Here is a 20,784-nt window from a genome sequence, read left to right on the forward strand (position 1 = left end):
TTTTGAAGACGCGATAAATCGCGTCTCTACATCAGGGTTTTGGTTTGATCTGAAATCTATTGATTTATAAACAACATCCGCAAACTTTTCTAAGGACATAACATTGTTATGCCCCCACTGCGTGTTTTATTCAAAATCAAACTAACCTCAATTGCTAGTTAACGATCCTAACTGAATGATTAGCTCGATTTTTCGACTCGCAAACCAAAGTATGTCAAAACAAGTTCGGTTGAGCCATTATTGACAACTTCGTGTACTTCTCCCGGTTCGATCGCTACGCAGTTTCCCGGAAGCAAGGGGTATTCTGTACCATCAATGTGAATTACTCCTGAACCGGCTTCCACAAAGAATACCTCGCACATATCTTGATGCGCGTGTGCTGGTGCAGTTTGTCCAGGAGCAAAACGTGCTTGAGAAAAATTAGTTAGGTGAGGTAAATCGCCGAAGCGTAACATCACCTTTTTCTTGATTTCGGCATTGTGAGAAACCGACTCTTCAGGCAAGTCTTTCAGGGAAGTGGTAATCATTCGGGTCTTAAATCATTAGATAATTCCACAATACCCCTAGACCCATCAATCCTGACTCGTTGACCATCTTGCAATATCCATGTAGCACCACGAACATCCATGACTGCGGGAATTCCATACTCACGAGCAACGATCGCACCGTGAGAAAGTCTTCCTCCAGCTTCGGCAATTAATCCTCCAGCCCTTAATAACAATGGTGCCCAGCCGGAATCTGTGTAAGGTACTACCAGAATCGTATCTCGGTCGATGTCTGGAATCTCTTGTAAATTTCGCAACACTTTTACCCTACCTTCGGCTTGCCCATGACTGGCTCCGATACCTTGTAAAATTTGGTCAGAGTAAAGTTCAGAGGGAGCTAACGGGTGAGGAGGTGTATGGCCGTAGACTAAAAGAGGTATTTGAATAATCTCGCTATCTTGTACAAATTGCGATCGCCTAAATTCTACTAACTCATCTAACTGCTCTATTAATAAGCTGGAATCTTCATCTACAATTAGACGCCGCACTTCATCAAAGTTGAGAAAAAAGATATCGCCTGTTTTCTTGAGTAAACCAGACTCTAACCAAATTTTTTCTAAAGCCACAAAACTCCAACGCAATTCAGCTAAAAGCCGGGAATAAACTTCGGTGACTCGTCCTTTGATATCTACACGGCGTTGCACGAAAGAGCGTTTGCGTTTACCAGCAAAGATACTATTAATCGCGTCTTTGGCACCTGCTTGTGGTTCATTCCCCTGCATTAACTGCACAAACATCTGCTGAATCATCTGGGGATTTTCCCGCCAAGTGGGAACGGAGATATCGGTTCCTACTTCACTTAAGTAGCCGTAATCTTGCAGCAATTCGTTAAATGCTTGGAGGATTTTCTCTCCTTCAGGGGTTTGCTTTAATTGTTCAAATACTTGCTGTGGCTCAAACTCAACCAATACCTGCTTGGCATCTGTAGCGATCGCACTGAGCGATCGCAATGCCGCTACCTCTGGGGTGACGCTATGATCGATTTGCCTATCCTTTACCCGAAAAATCGCCTGTCTTAGGGCGGCACTTAAAGGAGCTAAAATGCTGTAATACGTCCCATGACGCAGCAACTCCAGAATAAAATCAATTCTTGCCAACAGCTTGGGTGGTTCCAAGCTATCTATATCTTCCTGCGTCAACTGCGACAACCCAGGAATGAAGCGTTTGTGATAATCTTCCTTGAAGTCCTTTTCTAAACTGAATTCTCGCTTCAGCAACTTCCCTAATCCTGGCAAATTTTCCCAAGTTGACTGCAAGGAAGGTTTACTTAATTTAGCTCCTCTGGTTAAAAATTCCAGACTTTCCGGCGGCAATCCCATACGGAGAAAAATATCTCCTAAGAGAGACGCATTAAAGTAAGCTCTGGAATAATGCAGAGTTGCTGTTTTGGCGAAATCTAACCCCAAAGCGCGATCGCCTAAAACTAAAGTGAAAAATTCTCCCCAAACTCCACAAGTTAAGGGACGATTAATTGACCATGTTAAGGGATGAATTACTCCGGGAATGACTTCAGCAGCGATTTTGCGCGTCCAGATGGGCAACAGAGTAGCGATCGGTCGAGATTGCAACACCCAAAGCGTTTGCCCGTCATAACTCCACTCTATATCTTGAGGAGTGCCATGATAACGTTTTTCGAGTCGGTAAGCTAAGTATGCAACTTGTTTGATTAATGATTGTGGGACTCGTCCTTCACCCTCTAATTGTACAGAGTAAGAATTTTCTGTTTCAACGACAAAAGCGCGATATTGTTCTGGTGTGACTTTTCCCGAAACGACTTGCGTCGGGCTGCCTGGAAGGGCTTCAATCACGATCGCATCGCCTTGCTGGGTAATGGGATCGCGGCTGAAAGCAACGCCAGAATACACACTCTGGACTTGTTGCTGAATCAACACAGCCATTGCTGTATCATTTAAGCCGCGATCGCGCCGATATTGGACAGCAGATGGATGATTGTAGGAAGCTTGAACTTGAGCGATCGCTGACTGTAATGCCTCTGGACTAGTAACATTTAGAATTGTTTCATACTGTCCAGCAGCAGAAGCGTGTTCTGAGTCTTCTCCAATAGCGGAGGAACGCACCACCAAGGGAGATAATTCTGATGGTTGGAGAAATTCTGTTAACCCTTCTGGATCGTCGATAGGTGCTAGTACCCATCCCTTCGGCACTGAATAGCCCCAGCGTTTAATTTGAGATAATGTTGCCGCCTTTTCTCCGACTATGGCAGCATTCAACTCTTCATCTAGAGAAACCATTGTGCGCTCGCCGCGTAAAAATTCCAACATCGCTTGCGATTCTGTTTGTGCCTCTTGGGCTGGCAGTTTCATATCATCAGGAATTTTGGTGTAAATCCAGCCCATTAAACCAGCTAAGGCCACAGCAGCAAGTATTCTGGGAATATCGCTCAGGTGCAGAAGTGCCACAAACAAAGGAAAAAGCAGCAAAACCCCAAATTTGACTACCTTTCTTGATTGCAGAATTGTAAAAGCAATACCTGCAAAGAAAGATACAAATATCGCCACCAGTGGATCGTGTACGACAAATCCCCAGACAACATTTGTCGTACCTGCTCCTCTGCCTATCCAGTATCTACCGATTACCAGAGCGATTAGGGCAACCAATTCCCAAGACGATCCATCTGGGAAGAAAATGCGGCTGAGTAAGACTGCCGCAACTCCTTTAAAAGCTTCTGACAAGACTGCCAGAATTCCGACAATTTTACCGCCATGATAAAAGGCAGCTGATACACTAATATTTCCTGTACCAACTTGTGATAACTGCTTCCGTTTGAGGGCGTAAGTTATCCATGCTATCAGGGGTAATCCGCCCAAAAGGGGGCAGACAATTAAAATAACTAAGATACCCCAAGGTTCAAACATTCTGGATTTTGGATTTTAGATTTAAATTTTCCATCTAAAACCTCAAATCTAAAATCTAAAGTTTTGCTGAAATTTTTGATGGTTATAAGGGGGGGTTTTATTTATTAGTTGCTAAATGGACACTTGGCTAAGACGGAAACCGTTTAAGACAAGTGTCCTTCTAGACGACTAATGGTTTTAGTTTAGCGCATAGGCAGCTTGCAGCGCCCAGATTACGAGAGCAGCGATCGATCCCAGAAGCAACACGGTAGAGATAGTGACTACTTTTGGAGAATCTGCTCCCTTAAATTTCATAATTCCGCGATTTAAGTCGGACACAGCTTTGTAATCCTCTGTTGTTGGAGCATGAAATATTTGTCCGTTTTGATTGTAGTCCTTCTATTTGCGGATGACGTTAAATTCACTTTAAAAATTTAGAAGCAGGAGGAGGCAGGGGGGCAGGGGAGCAGGGGAGCAAGGGAGCAGGGGAGCAGAGGAGCAGAGGAGCAGGGGAGCAGGGGAGCAGGGGAGAAGTTACAGTAAGTTTTTCCCCTCTGCCCCTGTGCCCCTCCGCCTCTTGTGCCCAATCCCCCAGTATCATTGAAAAGCAACTCAGTATAAGAGGGTGTGAGTAGGTGAAAATAGCACTGAGCGTAATTTTGGCGGTGGTTGTGGGATTGTTTTTGGCGATCGAGATCGGACTGCGATCGCTGTTTGGTTTTGGTAATCCCCTGATTTATATTGGCGATGAGCAGATTGGTTATTTGTTGGCTCCCAACCAACGTACTCGTCGTTTTGGGAATCGCATTGAAATTAATGAATATTCTATGCGAGGTAGTCCGATAAAAAAGATACCTGCACCTTCTGGGCTGCGAATTCTCCTCTTAGGTGATTCTATTGCTAACGGTGGCTGGTGGACAGATCAGACTAATACAATATCTAGTTTGATGATGCGTTCTCTACCATTATTCACTAATAGTAATTATCAGGAAGTAGAAGTGTTAAATGCTTCAGCAAACTCTTGGGGGCCAAGGAATGAATTAGCTTATTTAGAGAAGTTTGGCACTTTTAACGCGCAAGCAGTGGTGTTATTAATTAATACTGATGATTTGTTTGCAACTCCTCCTACTTCTTTACCAGTAGGACGCGATCGCAATTATCCCGATCGTAAACCTCCGCTGGCATTAGTGGAAGTGTGGCAGCGTTATATCGTCAAGCAAAAGCCAATTCCTGAACTGCAAGCCGTGCAAAAAGAATCAGGCGATCGCGTGGGGGTTAATTTGGAGGCGATCGCTAAAATTCAAGCCTTGACTCGCCAAACCAACAGCAAATTTCTGCTGGTGATGACTCCTTTACTACGAGAAATTGGTGAACCAGGCCCCCGCGATTACGAAATAAAAGCACGTCAGCGCTTGAGTGATTTTACCAAAGCACAGCAAATTCACTATATAGACTTTTTACCGAACTTCAATTCAACTACCAAGCCGCAAGGTTTGTTTCACGATCACATTCACCTCAACTTGCAAGGAAATAAATTTGTCAGTGAAGTTATGGAGCGATCGCTTTTGGAAATACTGGGGGAGGCGTCACTTCGTCACTAATATTCGTGTTTTAGCTAGATTTCTGAGTATCTCTAACCAAATTATTTAACTCTTCCTGCATTTGACTTTGAACTATTTCATAACAAGCATTTACATAGTTACGATCTCTAGCTGCATCTCGACCATATCTTTCAAAAGTAATTGGATGACAGACACGAGTGTGAATCTGCACAGGTAGAGGAATATTTGGCAGAGGGCCAATAGACAAGCCCCAAGGCAAGCCTAAGTAAATTGGGAAAACTCCAGGGTCTATTTGATATAACCACGGCAATCCCCATTGATGCAATTGTTTCACTAACTCATAGCAATCACATAAAACTATCAAGCTATCATGAGCGCCTACGGAGATTACAGGAATAATCGGAACTTCTTGTTTTAAAGCCAGCTTGACAAAGCCCTGATGACCGGCAAAATGAATTTTATGGCGTTGGCTATGAGGACGAAACATATCATATTGTCCTCCAGGATATACCAGAACGCTAGCACCTCGATCGAAAGCCGCATTAGCCATTTTGGGATGTGCAACAATTGCTCCGAATTTCTGGGCTAATCCTGCTATTTCTGGACTCACTTTCCAAGCAGAAGGGTGCATTAGACCATACACCAGACGCTCGGTTCCAAATCTAGAAAACCAATCGTACATCATCATTATTAAATCTGGAGAAGCCATGCCCCCATTGTGAGAGCCAACCAGTAGTACTTTTCCTGTTGTTGGTATATGATGCCATCCATCAGTTTTTACTTGAAAGTAATAACGGTAAAACCATTCCCATACAGGCATCAGTAATTCAATAAACTGAGTATCTCGTTGTGTTAATGACTGATGAATCTTTTTTGATAATTCTGATGTTAAGCAATTGTCAGCGCTGACAGAAACTTTCTCTACGTGTTTTGGAAATTCCATAATTAATCGCCCATCTTCCATCACTTATCTATTTTGACCGCTGCATAACGCTGTTACTCATTATTCAATAACAGTTGTTCTTTTTTTAGGTCTATCATCGCTCGGACATGGTTTGCAGACATGGTGGAATCTGGTACGCGTACGCATAGCCCGTCGTAGACATCGCTACTCAATTCAAGCAGTAGTAAATCCTGTGGATTTTTATTTGCAAAGATTCGCCAAAGTTCTCGGTGAACCTGTTCCCATTGGTGCAGCTCCAAAATAAGATATGGGGCGATCGAGATAAGTAAGGGAATAATCACTAACACTTGAGTATTAGCACTAAGTTAAGATACAGTCATTGTCTCAACTGGTTAAGAGCCTCTAAGAATACATTCCTAGTCTTAAGACTGGGAACGAGACTACATAAACCTTTGGACTTTACAACCGTGCCATTGATTCATGAAATACTTTCTTGGAGACGAGTAAGCAAAAAATTTACAGCTTGAATAAATTTAAAACACTACCTACAATCTATTAATCAATCCAGGCAGATTCAGCCACCATTGAGCTTGATTAGCGATCGCTCTTTGGGAAAAACTTTTTGGTTTACTGGTCACAGAGCGCGAGTTTGGTGATCGCACCCAATCCCAAAAACAAACCCCGTGCTACGCGAGAGGTGCTACGGCGGAATATGGGGATTAATCGGCTTCTTTGTACAGCCCAATCTCTTTTTATATGTCTTGTAGTTTTTTGTAACTGGTTAATGAGGGGGAGATTTTGGTTAATTGTTATTTCAAATCCCTCATCAAAGTTATCCTGTATTGTGTTTCATTCTTTAGTTGTGTTACAAAAACATTTGTACTCAGTACATGAAATAGATTATTAGAAAGTTTTTGAATTTTAACCTTCTGTATCTAATGTGTATCTGATTGTTTGCAACATAACCCAATACAGTTCAGTTAAGAATAATAGTAGGTTGGGCTTCGTTCCTCAACCTAACAAAGGCTTGATAATGTAGGATTTCGTTCCTCAACCCTACCTACACCAATTTTATTTTTTAGCCTTAACTGAACCGTATTGCAACATAACCAAGATGTTAAAAGTTAAAACGTCCGTTAGGAAGTGCTTCTCTTCTCTGTACTACACTTCCATCACGATTTTGGCATTCAAGGTCATAACGATTGTCATTATTTAACCTTATAGCCTTGATACGTGAACCTGGGTGGGTACACCAAGATGTTTTTGTATACCATCGCTTACCATTGGCGTAATTAATCCATTTAGAACCTTGATCATCAGCACAAAGAGCATCTCTACCACCTTTACCGTCAAAGTTCCCAAACACTATGTACGAGCCAGAATGTATACACCAACCATTAGGAGTAACATCTACAGCAGATGCTGACTTTTGGTTCATCAAATTCATACTAAATAATGAAATTGTAACTGCGCTTGCTAAACTAAAGGCTTTAAAAAGTTTGAATGTATTCATAATTAGTTTCCTCCACTAATGGTATGCGAAACTCAAAAGCTCTACAGTAATTGAGATAGGGCAAAATGCAGTTAATTGCAACGCTTAATTGCTATTGAAAAGATATCACGCTGATCAATATAAGTGCGGGTTGAAGTCATAAAATTTCATATTGACTTATACAAGCGTCTCCGATCCATGAAATTTGCTCATCTCTCTACACCTTGTGATATAACGTTGTACTGCATCTGAATAGAAACCGCTATAGGCTTATTCATCCTCAGAGTTATTCGTAAACTCGCGTAATTTGCGTATGTTTTCAGGCTCATCGAATATTACTAAGAAAAGCTCTCAGCTATACGGAGTAAACATTTAAACTGTTAATCAATAAGTAGTGAGTGGGCAGATCGAGCGATCGCATTACTGCACTAGCTGAAGCCCAGCCAAAATTGTCTTTACTTTCTAAACAAGATCGATATAAGCCTTGGTGGTTTATTTTGATCTTTTTCATGCCACCACTCTTTGAAGTCCTCAAGCAGAAAGCCATGAACTTTTGCTGTGTTAAAAAAGTCTGATAAATGATGCACAAATGCAGGAATTTCAAAGTTCTCTTGCTGTCTTTGAAAATTAGCTTTTGTTCCTTGATATTGCTTGAATGGATGAAGCTCACAAATGAAAAAGTATCCTCCTTTGACTAAGACACGAGATGCTTCTGAAAATATCAAGCTGAGGTCTTCGATGTGTTCTAAAACCAGATTACAAGTGACTAAATCGGCAGACTCATTCTGACAAGTCCATTGCTTGGTAATGTCTTCGGTAATAAACACTACATTCGCAGACCTCACTTTCTTTTTTGCCTTTTCAATCATCTGTGCTGAAAAATCGATCGCACAAACTTTCAGAGCAATTTGTGAAAGTAAAAGCGTATTTTTACCTGTGCCACAGCCAATTTCCACGACTGATTTACACTTCAAACCCATCAAAGTTTCTCTGGTGACGGTTTGATCCAGATCGCGCGTCAGATTTTCGTCAGCATCGTATGTGGCTGACCAATTATCGTATGCTGCTTGAATACTCATATAGCTTCATTTTGCCGAGCAAAAGGTATTATACCTATTCATCATTCCTATTTCACCGTGCGATCGCACAGTGCCAGTATAAGTGCTGCCGCAAGTGCCGCTATTGTCCGAACGTGGTTCCAGAACGTCCAGTTGGTAAGATATCTAGCCCATAGGTTCGCGCCTTCAGTGCTATCCGGTTTGGCGATCGCTAACGCATCATTTAGTGGCACATTGAAGGCGATCGTCACTAGAACGGTGCCAATGAGATAGAGCAAGCTACCGACAAGCAAATAGGCAGCACCAGGTTGATGCCACTTTAACACCGACGAAATCGCTAGAAAGATGCAAGCCACAGCCGTTCCGAAGAGTGCCAACATGAACAACGGATTGATCGCGGTGATATTGATGGATTGCATAGCGATAATGCCCTCCTTTGGCTGGAGTCGTGCAAGGGCATTCATCACAAAAGTTGAGAAGGCAAAGAAGACGCCAGCCACCAATCCGCAGCCTAGTGCTGTGAAAAGCGTCAAAGGGAAGCGCAAATTGTCAATAATTACCATTAAAGCCTCCTGTTAAGAGCTAATTTGTAAACTATAGTAAAGTCTCTGTCTCGTAAGCGTTGCAGGAATTTGAGCCAATCAAGCGTTTATTCTCTGAAAGTCATGCCCAGCAATGAATTGGGTATCCTTAAGATTTTCTTTACGAATCAGCTCGAATACTGCCCAACGCCTTGTTCGCAGATGGTGTTATGTCACAATACTCTTGGGTTAAGGGTTATTGGTGTAGATGATTGGTCTTTCAAGACGTTAATTGTCATCAATACCTAAATATTATTAATTAGGTGTGTATAGAGTTGGATGTAATTAAGAAAAAAATTAATAAATCAAATTTATCTAATCACTGAAAAGCTTTATCAGTAAAGGTTTAAAGCAGGTACGATCGCGAAAGGTGATTGCGAAGTCGGGGTTATCTCATTAAACTTTGAAGCTAGTGGTACGTGAAAGTATAAAGTGAATGAATTTAGATATCCGAAAGTCTGTAGTTAGACAATTTTACTCAACAGAACTTAATAAACTTTACGATTTATCAGACTCGTTCTGTAATTTTTTTCCTGCGTGTCGAATTGCAAGTGTTCAACTATTAACCCTATCTACTGATATGGCTTTCAATTGTGTAGAGATTGAAAGAATTGAGCAAGACATTCCTCAGTCTGTAGTTAAAACTTATAATCGCCATCTTTGGTACTCTCAATACAGCCTCAGCAATCTGTACCTGGTAAAAATTTCTGTTGAATCTGAGAATTCGTTTGCTCTTCTAATACAGGGATATGTTGATGATGGATGGGACAATAGCGGTCGGTTTATAGAAATTTTCGATAAGCAAGGTGATTTTCTAGGAGCAGGTCGTTGTCACTATGAAGGTGTAGAGTGGCTTTCTCGACAACTTAACGGTAAAGACTTTTATACTCCGGCTCCTCCTTGGGTTGGTGATGAGCCTGGAGTTCAAACTGCATCCGAGCCTAGATGGTCTACTGAATTTCTCTTACAGTACTCTGTTAATATTGAGCAGAAAGGTTCAGTTACCCGCTATATGCTTCCTGGCGAAGATTAGCAAAATTTTCAACTGTACCAAGACATGGCTTCATAATAAGTAGAGCGATTGCACTGCTTGCGACAATGTATTTCCAACCTTTTGACATTAACGATCCACAGACTACATTACTGTAAATCTGAAACAAATATCTTTACTGTATAGCTTGGTAAGTCAGCAACTAAACCATCCTCTCCAGATTTCACTTCCTGATTACTAACCCAATCTCGCCAATACTCAGCAGTTGGGAAGCCTGAAATTTTATATTGATTTAGATTTTGCTCGGAGAAATTTACCACGACGACGACATGAGAATTCTGCTCATCCCAACGGGTGTAAGCCAGCACTTTCTCAGCTGCATTTTCGTAGAAAAACTTAATATTGTCACTTTGCAAAGCTGGAGTTTGCTGGCGTAGAGCAATCAGCTTTTGATAATACTCAAATAAATCATGATTCTGGTCGCTTGACAATAAAGACCAAGTAATCTTCTGCGGCTTAGTCACATCTTCGCTTTTTTGCTGATATTCGCCAAACTCTTCTCCCATCCATAGCATCGGTATACCCATCGCTGTCATTAACACAGCAGCTGCTAATTTGGCTCGTTCAAATGCGGCGGCGTCAAAGATGTCGCAATTGCCTAATTCTCGTAATACACGTTCGCGATCGTGGGTTGCCAAATAATTAATTACATTGGTTGCGATCGCATAACCCTGCTGTTTGGGATCTAAAATTTGCTTGAGTTGTTCTAATTCAAATGATTTACCACAAATATACGGAATTATAAAGTAGCGAAAACTCTCATGCCAACAAGCATCTAATGGGCCATCTGGCTTGACTACAGTGCTTGTATCGGGAATGTGTTCAGCAATGTTGTAAAACTGTTTGGGTGCAGCATAGCTTTTCGCTTCCTTAGTCAGCCAATTGAGAAATTCAAAGTTAGCCAATTGCCGCACTGCATCAAAGCGAATTCCATCAATGTGATACTCCTGAATCCAAAACTTTACCACATCGCCGATGTATTCCCATGCAGGTTTAATATTTAAGTTTTTGTCGTAATTATCATAGTTAAACTCTGGCCCCCAGTAATTATCTGAGTCTTCAGGATAATGCTTGTGTTCGTAGTACCAGTAATTTCGGTCAATTAGTATTAAAGGGCATTCTTCATCTGTATGGTTATAAATTCCATCCATAAAGACGCGGATGCCTCTACCATGACACTCGTCAATCAACCGCTTTAAATCTTCTGTTGAACCGTAACTAGATTCTGTAGCAAAGAAGTGGCGAACTTTATAGCCCCAGTTATAATCACCAGGGTACTCATTAACTGGCATTAATTCAATTGCATTAATTCCCAATTCGCAAAGATAATCTAACTTAGCAATTATCCCTAAATATTTACCTTGTTCGTTAGAGCCAACTTCATCACCAGTAAAATCGGCGACGTGCATTTCATATATGACTAATTCCCGATTATCAGGCAACGGCATTTCATCGTTTTGCCAAATGTAAGTATCAACAATGCGTTGACCATCTTGAATGCGTACTATGCTATATTTTTCTGTTTCATTAACATCTGTTGCTTTGGGATCAATGACATCTATCCATTCATCAAGTGCAAAATTTGGGCTTTTGGTTTGAATGCGAAATTTATATTGATAAATGCCATCTTCCAGTTTCATTTTAGTGCGAAAATAACCATCTTCACTTTTTGACATGGGAATTTCTTTCCAATCTGAAAAAGACCCAATTAAAGATGCTCCTTTGTTACGAGGAGCAAATAATGTAAATTCAGTTAGATTTGACATTTTCACACGTTTAAATTTTAGCTAGTTCTAGTCACTAAAATTATTGTGTAATATAAAAGAGTTTGCAGCTTCTTTCTTAAGTATTATCAATATTTTCCTAATGTGCTGGACTTCAACCAGATATATTGCGATCGCTATGATTATAGGGATGCAATGACTATTTACCGATATCTTCATTCCAAAGTTCGGGGTTAGTTTCAATAAACTCACTCATCATTTGTTCGCACTCATCAAGATTAAGATCGATAACGTCCACACCGTGAGATACCATAAATTCTTTAGCACCAGGAAAAGTTCTAGATTCTCCAGCGATGACTTTTTTAATGCCAAATTGTACCACTGCCCCAGCGCACAGGTAACATGGCATTAAAGTTGAATAGAGTGTAGTACCTCTATAACTGCCAACTCTCCCAGCATTGCGGAGACAATCGATTTCGGCGTGGGTAACAGGATCGCCGTCTTGCACGCGTTTATTGTGTCCTCTGCCGAGAATTTTGCCATCCTTGACGAGAACCGAACCAATGGGAATTCCACCTTCTTGTCTGCCTTGTTTTGCTTCTTGAATAGCAACTTCCATAAACTCATCCATATAATTCTCCTTTTATGACAAAACAACTTGTATTAATGGATCACGATGGCGGTGTAGATGATTATCTAGCAACTATGCTGCTGTTGACAATGGATCGTATTGAACTCCTTGGTGTTGTCGTCACTCCAGCAGATTGCTACGTTCAACCAGCTGTTAGCGCCACACGTAAAATTATAGATTTGATGGGATTTTCTCATATCCCAGTAGCAGAAAGCACTGTGCGCGGGATTAATCCATTTCCTACTCTCTATCGCCGTGATTCGTTTATCGTTGACCATCTCCCCATTCTTAATCAAAGGGAAACCATCACTACACCTCTGATTGCCGAAACAGGTCAAGATTTCATGATTAAGGTGTTGCGCGAGGCATCAGACCCCGTAACGTTGATGGTAACTGGGCCGTTGACCACCGTTGCAGTAGCTTTAGACAAAGCACCGGATATTGAAGCCAAGATTCAAAAGATTGTGTGGATGGGGGGTGCGTTAAATGTTGGTGGTAATGTAGAAAAAAGTTTAGAACCTGGACAAGATGGTTCTGCCGAATGGAATGTTTATTGGGATGCGGTTTCAGCAGCGCGGGTATGGCAAACCCAAATTGAAATTATTATGTGTCCTTTGGATTTAACTAACAATGTCCCAGTTACATCGGAGTTAGTATACAAAATGGGACGACAACGCCACTATCCCATATCTGATTTAGCCGGACAGTGTTATGCACTAGTTATCCCCCAAGATTATTATTTTTGGGATGTGCTGGCAACGGCTTATTTGGGACATCCAGAATTTTATGAATTGCGCGAATGGGAAACAGAAATTATCACCACTGGTCTTAGTCAAGGACGTACTAAAGTAGTTTCTGGTGGTCGGAAGATTTATGCTATGGATCAGGTAGATAAAGAGGCTTTTTATGCTTATATATTGCAGCAATTGGCAAGGTAAAAACTAAAAATAAAAAACTAAATTTAAATATCTGTCAGCTTGAAATAAGAGGATGATTATGCTAATTTTAATTATTATTAAATCTCGTTCTAAGCTATGGTAAGTCTGTGCTAAGGAAATACACAAAATTAACACTTAACTATTCGGTGTATGAGTACGGTCAGTCTTTGGTAATACATGCAGACTGTTTGGAATGGCTGAGTATAATTCCTGAGTGCAGCATTCACGCGATCGTTACTGATCCTCCCTATGGAGTCAAAGAATATGACTTTGACCAATTAGAGAAAAAAGAGAATGGTAAGGGAGGAATTTGGAGAATACCACCATCTTTTGATGGAAATATACGTTCTCCTTTGCCGCGTTTCACAGCCCTTAATGATAAAGAAAGAGCCAGCTTATATCGTTTCTTTTTGGAATGGGCAAAAATAGTTATTCGACCTATATGCCCTGGTGGTCACATATTTATTGCATCTAATACTTTCCTGTCTCAGTTAGTTTTTCAAGCATTGGTAGATGGTGGACTTGAATATAGAGGAACAGTTATTCGGTTAGTAAGAACATTGCGTGGAGGAGATAGGCCGAAAAATGCTGAAGAAGAATTTGACGACGTTTGCTCAATGCCTCGCGGATGTTTTGAACCCTGGGGAATCTTTCGTAAACCTCTTTTAAAAGGAATGAGGGTTAGTGATTGTCTCAAAGAATTTGGAACAGGAGGTTTAAGAAGAAAGCCTGACGGTAATCCTTTCGAGGATGTTATTTCTAGTGAACGCACTCCTCAAAGAGAACGCAGTATTGTAGAGCATCCCAGTCTTAAACCACAATCCTTTCTAAGAAAACTAGTTTACGCGTCTCTTCCATTAGGAAAAGGTATTATTGTAGATCCTTTCATGGGATCTGGTTCTACGATTGCAGCAGCAGAAGCTATTGGATATCCAGGGATTGGGATTGAGCGATACAAAGATTACTTTGAAAAAAGCCAAATCGCTATTCCCAAATTGACAACAATACAAACAGAAGACTATCAAACTGCTCTAGAAATGTGATGGATTTTCATATATCCAGTTACTCTTCATCTTCCGAAAGCCATTTTTATTAACACTTGCTGTAATTGTACGGCGGCTAGTTGAAGAACGACCAGAAAAAGTCCAATCATCCTCGTTGAGTTTAGCCGCATATACAGCTCTAAAAACAAAAGGCTTTGGCTCTATATTTTTCATGCTGTCGCTAGATGTATTGCTATCAAAACAGAATACCATAAGCCATACAGCTTCAGGATTATGTCCTTGCCAACCATTCAGATGTCTAGAACCTTTAACTTCTATGCCTTGACTTGAATATTGAACTGCATTCTCTGGAAAGGTATTTATTGGAATTAAATCTGGATGACCATTGTGATATTGATTCTTCACAAGGTTACAGCAGTACTTGGGAATACTCATATTCATAAATTCGCCTACAATACTGCTAAAGTTTGCAGGCATTAAAAAACTTTCCAAACGCGACATATTTTTTGTTTTCAGTTGAACATTGATGAAGCCCAGGAAATCAATAAACTCGTTCATAGCGTGATATACATGGTGTGTTTCTAATCCATAGGGAAGCTCACAATGAGAATTAAATAATTCTAGATTTAGTGGAATAGGCAAACAAGCTTTATGCTCTTTATCTGTCATTGATATTATCTGGCTTTTATGGACATCACTCTCTCGAAAAAAAAAAGCTCCTGTAAGCACTTCAGGATAAAATTCACATCAAGCATTGTTATTACAATACATCAAGAAGCTATATTTATTAATAACTGATAACCTGTAAACCTAAAAAAAGAGCCGCTACAGTTCCTGCAACAGAAATTTCTCCCTCAATAATTTTTTCTAAAACTGATTCTACAGGAATAAATACAACTTCAATCTCTTCTGTAATATCTAGTTGTTGTTCTCCAACTTTGCTCACATCCTCTGCTAAAAATAAATGTATTTTATTGGTATCTTTACTCGGCTTATCGTATAAAGTTCCGATTTTTCTAAATTCTTGGGGAATATAACCAGTTTCTTCTCTAAGTTCTCTAATTGCTGCTACTTCTGCACTCTCTTTTGTTGGATCGAAATTCCCTGCTGGCAGTTCTAAGAAAAATTCACCTACTGCATGTCTGTATTGCCGAACAAAAATTATCTCTCTGTTACTAGTAATAGGTAAAACCATCGCAACGTCAGGCTTAAGACTGACAAAATAATCATCTATAATTTTACCATTTGGTAATTCTATTTCATCTTGTCTCACCTGACACCAAAGATTATCTAAAACCATTTTTGATTTTAAAATCTTCCATTTCTTTAAGTTGTTCATAAACTAAGTAAAAATAAAATGTATGTATAAAAACTTTGTAATGAATGTAAAAAAGTATAACAGATGCATCCGATAATCTAAACTTTCAACTTACACTGGCTTTTGCTAGTAGCATAATATGTATAAAAAGTATGCAAATAAATGTAAATTTATTTACAGTAAATAAGAGATTTCCATTGACCATTAGTCGGGGCACAACGGCACAGACAACTAATGTATGGGTGAGTATCTCACACGATCGCATCGAAGGTTGGGGGGAAGCATCGCCCTTTGGTGTAGGTAATCATCGGCAATCAACTGATGCAATCAAAAATGCTTTAGAGGAAGTTGTGCCGCTGTTGCAAACATTCAGCCCTTTACAACGTCAGGAAATTGAGCAAGTTTTAACACAAAACCAAGTTCCTTCTGCTGCAAGAGCTGCGTTGGATATGGCAATGCATGACTGGTTGGGTAAGCGCGTAGGTTTACCTTTGTGGCAACTTTGGGGACTCGATCGCAATCAAATAGTCCCGACTTCAGTCACAATTGGAATTAATTCACCTGAAGGCGCTAGGGCGAGAGCGCGAGACTGGTTAAAGTTTACAGATGTCCGTCTTTTTAAGGTGAAGCTAGGTAGCCCAGATGGCATAGATGCAGATCAAAAAATGCTCTTAGCAGTGCGAGAAGAAGCACCTGAACTAGAATTTTTTGTTGATGCTAACGGCGGCTGGAGTTTAGAAGATGCGATCGCAATGTGCAATTGGCTGGCAGATTTGGGTATAAAGTATGTAGAACAGCCATTGCCACGAGGAGAGGAAGCAAGTTTAGCAAAACTCAAAGAACACTCTCCTCTCCCCATTTTTGTCGATGAGAGCTGTTTCACAAGCGCTGATATTCCCGATTTGGCAAACTACGTAGATGGCATTAATATCAAACTGATGAAATCAGGGGGACTAACAGAGGCAATGCGAATGGTACATACAGCACGAGCATATCGGTTGCAAGTAATGTTCGGTTGCTATTCTGACAGTTCGCTAGCTAATACAGCAGCATTACAGCTGGCACCACTAGCTGATTATTTAGATTTAGATAGTCACCTGAATTTAATTGATGACCCTTTTACGGGTGCATTGCTAAAAGCAGGAAGAGTTTTGCCAAACGATTTACCAGGCTTGGGAGTACAACACAGTGCGTCTATCACTTAATCAACGAGTAGCTATCTTGCTTCATGAAGGGACTATTGGGACTCACGGCAAAACAGGGCTAGCAATTTTACGTTATAGTGAAGCCCCAATCGTAGCCGTAATCGATCGCGAGTGTGCTGGTAAATCCCTACCAGAATTAACAGGTCTCAAGCGTGATGTGCCAATTGTGGCATCGGTAGCCGCAGCCCTAGAGTACAAACCAGAAGTTTTAGTAATTGGTATTGCTCCAGGAGGTGGTGCTGTACCAGATGATTACTGGCTGGAAATTAAAGACGCTTTAGAAGCGGGAATGTCTTTGGTGAATGGTTTACATACACCAATGGCAAGTATCCCAGAATTAAATGCACTGCTCAAACCAGGGCAACTAATTTGGGATGTCCGAAAAGAACCGTCTAATATTAGTGTTGCTAGTGGAATGGCGCGCACCCTTCCCTGTCGGCGGGTGTTGACAGTGGGAACCGACATGGCGATCGGTAAAATGTCAACTAGTCTAGAGTTACATTGGGCGTCAAAACTACGGGGCTGGCGTTCTAAATTCCTCGCCACAGGGCAAACTGGGGTAATGTTAGAAGGAGACGGCGTGGCTTTAGATGCCGTGCGGGTAGATTTTGCCGCCGGTGCTGTGGAACAAATAGTTATGCGCTATGGCAAAAACTACGACATCTTGCATATTGAAGGACAAGGTTCACTGCTACACCCTGGTTCAACGGCAACTCTACCCCTAATCCGTGGTTCGCAACCAACCCAACTAGTTTTGGTACATCGGGCGGGACAAGTTCATGTACGTAATCATCCCCATGTAATCATTCCACCTTTACCAGAGGTGATTCGGCTGTATGAAACTGTTGCTAATGCTGGTGGTGCTTTTGGAAGTGTTTCTGTAGCGGGTATAGCGCTAAACACAGCCCATTTAGATGAATCTGCGGCTCAGGAAAGCATCGCTCAAACAATAGCAGAAACGGGGCTACCTTGCACCGATGTAGTCCGCTTTGATGCCAATGTACTTTTAGATGCGGTGATGAATAATTAGGTGCTGTAGAACGCCTTAACCCCGAGAGCGCGGATTCTTGCCATCTTACTAAAATAAAATTCCAGCCATTTTAACGGCACAAAATGAAAATGACTAAAATCACTATTATTGATTACAAAAACCACCCGATTCGCCTACTAAACCTTCCAGAAGTTGCGAATGACCAATGGTCTTGGTGGGTGATTGTTGGTAAACCAGATAACAGTCGATATTCAATTGGTTGCCACTGGGTAGAGACTAAGGATGACGCGCTTGAATGGGGTAAACGGTTAGTCGAAGCTACGATCCGAGGAACTGCCTGGGATTTCATTTTGGCATCTGAGAAACACGGTGCTATGCCAGAGGTTATTTGACACTGGCGACGATTTGCGGTAGAAAATGGGTATCGCATTTGTAAAATATTGGTTACATTGGAAGCTTCCCAAGCTTTCGACTCCACAGCAATGTTACCAACAGAGCGATTTAATACCAGCGATCGCTTGGCAGCAAAACTGCGAGAATTAAATATAGATCCAGACACTATTTAACCTCTACGCTGTCTTGCTTGTGCCTGTTGTCCCGAATGCTATGGATCTTCAGGAAAAACCCATTTTGGCGGTTCTGCCATTTTTTTCCGCAGACGTTCTTGTGCCAACTCCAGCATTTTGTCTAAGGGAGTCTCTTCAATAAATTTTGCCGCTGACTCTCTAAACTCGATATTGGGGCATTTATCCCCTAAAACACACCCGTTAACACAGGCTACAGCGCAGTTAATCTTTTGCTCCACAGTACATTCCTCTCTCTAAAAGTTATAAGTTGTGAGTTATAAGTTATGATTTTCATCTCTAACTCTTCACTCTTAACTCTTTACTATCAGGCATGACCTACAGGTAAATTTTACCTTGCCAGTTGATATCTCATTAGTCTAAATACTCACTATTTAGAAACTTATGAGTTATAAGTTATGATTTTTACTCCTCACTCTTAATCAAGGGCGCTCATGTCAGAACTGTTTGCTACTACTGGAACTATAGCCGCGATCGCCACTGCTGTTGTCCCCCAACAGGGTAGTGTTGGGATTGTGCGGGTGTCCGGTTCTCAAGCAATGGCAATCGCCCAAAATCTCTTTCATGCACCAGGGCGACAAGTTTGGGAAAGTCACCGGATTCTCTACGGTTACATTCGCCATCCCCAAACGCAACAAATAGTGGATGAAGCCTTGTTGCTGATTATGAAAGCACCCCGTTCTTACACCCGTGAAGATGTTGTAGAGTTCCATTGCCACGGGGGAATTATGGCAGTGCAGCAGGTGTTGCAACTGTGTTTGGAAAATGGGGCTAGACTAGCGCAACCGGGAGAATTTACTCTCCGCGCCTTTTTGAATGGACGATTGGATTTAACTCAAGCCGAAGGTATTGCCGACTTAGTGGGAGCTAAATCGCCCCAAGCTGCTCAAAGTGCCTTAGCTGGTTTACAAGGAAAATTAGCTCATCCGATTCGGCAGTTACGCGCTAACTGTTTGGATATCTTGGCAGAAATTGAAGCTCGGATTGACTTTGAGGAAGACCTTCCTCCGCTGGATGATAAAGCGATTGTATCAGAAATCGATCAAATTGCCGCAGAAATAACTAGGTTATTGGAAACCAAAGATCGAGGTGAGTTACTACGTACTGGTTTGAAAGTGGCAATTGTTGGGCGTCCGAATGTGGGTAAGTCGAGTTTATTGAACGCTTGGAGCCGGAGCGATCGCGCCATTGTGACTGATTTACCCGGTACAACCCGCGATGTTGTCGAATCTCAGTTAGTTGTCGGGGGAATTCCCATACAAGTGCTAGATACAGCGGGGATTCGGGAAACAACAGACCAAGTGGAAAAAATTGGCGTCGAGCGATCGCATCGTGCTGCCAATGCAGCTGATTTAGTCTTGCTTACCATCGATGCTTCCGCAGGTTGGACAGAAGGCGATGAAGAAATTTATGAAACAGTACAACATCGTCCATTGATTCTAGTGATTAACAAAATCGATTTAGTAGAAGAAAGCAAAAGAACAACTCTTCAATCCCAAATCCCAAATCCCAAATCTAAAATTGTCACAGCCGCAGCCCAAAATCAAGGTATTGATGCTTTAGAAACAGCAATTTTAGAGATAGTCCAATCTGGGAAAGTACAAGCTGCTGACATGGATTTAGCCATTAACCAAAGACAGGCAGCAGCATTAACTCAAGCTAAAATCTCTTTAGAACAAGTGCAAGCAACAATTACCCAGCAGTTACCTCTTGATTTTTGGACAATTGACTTACGAGGTGCGATTCAAGCTTTGGGAGAAATTACTGGAGAGGAAGTAACAGAATCAGTTTTGGAGAGGATTTTTAGCAGATTTTGTATTGGAAAATAAACTAAAAAATTCTTCGTTTAATTTTATTTTGTATACTTTAACCTACTATTGATAACTAAATGTACATTTCAATTCGTCAAGCAACCATACAAGATACGACGATCGTTTCGGATGTGCTATTAGAAGCAGCTTTGTGGCTCCAGCAGAGTGGTAGTCCTCTGTGGCATGAGAGTGAGGTTTCGCCAGAAAGTATCTCTAAAGATGTTGCTAACGGCTTGTTTTTTATTGCTGAGTGGGCAGGTGAACCAGCTGGTACAATCAAGTTTCAACTAGAAGATTTACTGTTCTGGCCCGACATTTCTCAGGAAGAGTCAGCATTTGTACATCGCTTTGCAGTTCGACGGCATTACTCTGGCGGTAAAGTCTCTTCAGCACTTCTAGCTTGGGCTGTTGAACAAGCACGAACACTTGGCAGACATTAAGCTGTTGTGCTTTTAATTTGCACAAACAGCATTTCCCTTGTTTTTTATTTTTCTTCCCCATTTAATAATAAGCTCTCCATCATTTAAGAG

The 20,784-nt window shown here is 41.3% G+C and carries 22 protein-coding genes; 10 read left to right on the forward strand and 12 right to left on the reverse strand.

The window, feature by feature from the left end:
• Positions 1-179: 179 nt before the first annotated feature.
• From V7K84_RS10535 to V7K84_RS10545, 3 genes are all read right to left on the reverse strand, one after another.
• Positions 180-527 (reverse strand): cupin domain-containing protein, encoded by a 348-nt coding sequence (locus V7K84_RS10535; RefSeq protein WP_094351371.1) that lies wholly within the window; start codon positions 525-527, stop codon positions 180-182.
• Entirely contained in the window at positions 524-3,421 is a 2,898-nt protein-coding gene (locus V7K84_RS10540) for a glycerol-3-phosphate acyltransferase (RefSeq protein WP_334837890.1), read from the reverse strand. Before V7K84_RS10540 ends, V7K84_RS10535 begins: the two co-directional genes overlap by 4 nt.
• Before the next feature lie 177 nt (positions 3,422-3,598).
• A complete protein-coding gene (locus V7K84_RS10545; RefSeq protein ID WP_190240958.1) occupies positions 3,599-3,739 on the reverse strand; it encodes a hypothetical protein in 141 nt (46 codons plus the stop codon).
• Between the two features lie 296 nt (positions 3,740-4,035).
• Here V7K84_RS10545 and V7K84_RS10550 point away from each other — a divergent pair, with 296 nt between their 5' ends.
• Complete coding sequence (locus V7K84_RS10550; RefSeq protein ID WP_334837892.1) at positions 4,036-5,001, forward strand: SGNH/GDSL hydrolase family protein; 966 nt, start codon at positions 4,036-4,038, stop codon at positions 4,999-5,001.
• A 10-nt stretch (positions 5,002-5,011) separates the two neighbouring features.
• Here the strand turns inward: V7K84_RS10550 and V7K84_RS10555 are convergent, their stop codons facing one another.
• From V7K84_RS10555 to V7K84_RS10570, 4 genes are all read right to left on the reverse strand, one after another.
• Positions 5,012-5,905 carry a lysophospholipid acyltransferase family protein gene (locus V7K84_RS10555; protein WP_334837894.1) on the reverse strand — a complete coding sequence of 298 codons (894 nt, stop codon included), beginning with the start codon at positions 5,903-5,905 and terminating at the stop codon, positions 5,012-5,014.
• A gap of 1,078 nt (positions 5,906-6,983) precedes the next feature.
• Complete coding sequence (locus V7K84_RS10560; RefSeq protein ID WP_334837895.1) at positions 6,984-7,379, reverse strand: hypothetical protein; 396 nt, start codon at positions 7,377-7,379, stop codon at positions 6,984-6,986.
• A gap of 434 nt (positions 7,380-7,813) precedes the next feature.
• Entirely contained in the window at positions 7,814-8,437 is a 624-nt protein-coding gene (locus tag V7K84_RS10565; RefSeq protein WP_334837897.1) for a class I SAM-dependent methyltransferase, read from the reverse strand.
• A 47-nt stretch (positions 8,438-8,484) separates the two neighbouring features.
• The gene (locus V7K84_RS10570) at positions 8,485-8,979 is read right to left on the reverse strand and encodes an anthrone oxygenase family protein (RefSeq protein ID WP_334837898.1); all 495 of its coding nucleotides are present in this window, start codon (positions 8,977-8,979) and stop codon (positions 8,485-8,487) included.
• A 454-nt stretch (positions 8,980-9,433) separates the two neighbouring features.
• On the opposite strand from V7K84_RS10570, the gene V7K84_RS10575 reads away from it, so the two are divergent.
• Complete coding sequence (locus tag V7K84_RS10575; RefSeq protein ID WP_334837900.1) at positions 9,434-10,030, forward strand: hypothetical protein; 597 nt, start codon at positions 9,434-9,436, stop codon at positions 10,028-10,030.
• A gap of 107 nt (positions 10,031-10,137) precedes the next feature.
• Here V7K84_RS10575 and V7K84_RS10580 read toward each other — a convergent pair whose 3' ends face one another.
• Positions 10,138-11,814: an alpha-amylase family glycosyl hydrolase gene (locus V7K84_RS10580; protein ID WP_334837902.1), complete on the reverse strand. Its 1,677-nt coding sequence runs from the start codon at positions 11,812-11,814 to the stop codon at positions 10,138-10,140.
• 157 nt (positions 11,815-11,971) lie between these two features.
• On the reverse strand, positions 11,972-12,403 hold the full coding sequence (locus V7K84_RS10585) for a nucleoside deaminase (RefSeq protein WP_334837904.1): 432 nt from the start codon (positions 12,401-12,403) through the stop codon (positions 11,972-11,974).
• A 14-nt stretch (positions 12,404-12,417) separates the two neighbouring features.
• On the opposite strand from V7K84_RS10585, the gene V7K84_RS10590 reads away from it, so the two are divergent.
• Positions 12,418-13,341: a nucleoside hydrolase gene (locus V7K84_RS10590; RefSeq protein WP_334837905.1), complete on the forward strand. Its 924-nt coding sequence runs from the start codon at positions 12,418-12,420 to the stop codon at positions 13,339-13,341.
• Positions 13,342-13,448: 107 nt separating this feature from the next.
• Entirely contained in the window at positions 13,449-14,384 is a 936-nt protein-coding gene (locus V7K84_RS10595) for a DNA-methyltransferase (protein ID WP_334837906.1), read from the forward strand.
• Here V7K84_RS10595 and V7K84_RS10600 read toward each other — a convergent pair.
• The gene (locus V7K84_RS10600; protein WP_334837908.1) at positions 14,373-15,014 is read right to left on the reverse strand and encodes a hypothetical protein; all 642 of its coding nucleotides are present in this window, start codon (positions 15,012-15,014) and stop codon (positions 14,373-14,375) included. The genes V7K84_RS10595 and V7K84_RS10600 overlap by 12 nt on opposite strands.
• Positions 15,015-15,132: 118 nt before the next feature.
• Entirely contained in the window at positions 15,133-15,684 is a 552-nt protein-coding gene (locus tag V7K84_RS10605; protein WP_334837910.1) for an NUDIX hydrolase, read from the reverse strand.
• A 131-nt stretch (positions 15,685-15,815) separates the two neighbouring features.
• On the opposite strand from V7K84_RS10605, the gene V7K84_RS10610 reads away from it, so the two are divergent.
• The 4 genes from V7K84_RS10610 to V7K84_RS10625 all read left to right on the forward strand — a co-directional run bounded on the left by V7K84_RS10610 (position 15,816) and on the right by V7K84_RS10625 (position 18,425).
• Complete coding sequence (locus V7K84_RS10610; RefSeq protein ID WP_334837912.1) at positions 15,816-16,868, forward strand: dipeptide epimerase; 1,053 nt, start codon at positions 15,816-15,818, stop codon at positions 16,866-16,868.
• Entirely contained in the window at positions 16,852-17,898 is a 1,047-nt protein-coding gene (locus V7K84_RS10615) for a DUF1611 domain-containing protein (RefSeq protein WP_194041148.1), read from the forward strand. Before V7K84_RS10610 ends, V7K84_RS10615 begins: the two co-directional genes overlap by 17 nt.
• 89 nt (positions 17,899-17,987) lie before the next feature.
• A complete protein-coding gene (locus tag V7K84_RS10620; RefSeq protein ID WP_334837914.1) occupies positions 17,988-18,251 on the forward strand; it encodes a hypothetical protein in 264 nt (87 codons plus the stop codon).
• A gap of 48 nt (positions 18,252-18,299) precedes the next feature.
• Positions 18,300-18,425, forward strand: a complete 126-nt coding sequence (locus V7K84_RS10625; protein ID WP_334837916.1) for a hypothetical protein — start codon at positions 18,300-18,302, stop codon at positions 18,423-18,425.
• Positions 18,426-18,463: 38 nt separating this feature from the next.
• On the opposite strand, the gene V7K84_RS10630 is transcribed toward V7K84_RS10625, so the two are convergent.
• Positions 18,464-18,664 carry a hypothetical protein gene (locus V7K84_RS10630; RefSeq protein ID WP_099101515.1) on the reverse strand — a complete coding sequence of 67 codons (201 nt, stop codon included), beginning with the start codon at positions 18,662-18,664 and terminating at the stop codon, positions 18,464-18,466.
• A gap of 213 nt (positions 18,665-18,877) precedes the next feature.
• On the opposite strand from V7K84_RS10630, the gene mnmE reads away from it, so the two are divergent.
• A complete protein-coding gene (gene mnmE, locus V7K84_RS10635; RefSeq protein ID WP_334837918.1) occupies positions 18,878-20,272 on the forward strand; it encodes a tRNA uridine-5-carboxymethylaminomethyl(34) synthesis GTPase MnmE in 1,395 nt (464 codons plus the stop codon).
• A 59-nt stretch (positions 20,273-20,331) separates the two neighbouring features.
• Positions 20,332-20,694 (forward strand): GNAT family N-acetyltransferase, encoded by a 363-nt coding sequence (locus V7K84_RS10640; RefSeq protein WP_334837920.1) that lies wholly within the window; start codon positions 20,332-20,334, stop codon positions 20,692-20,694.
• Positions 20,695-20,784 lie beyond the last annotated feature (90 nt).

The organism is Nostoc sp., assembly GCF_036917315.1.
Classification (GTDB): Bacteria; Cyanobacteriota; Cyanobacteriia; order Cyanobacteriales; family Nostocaceae; genus Nostoc.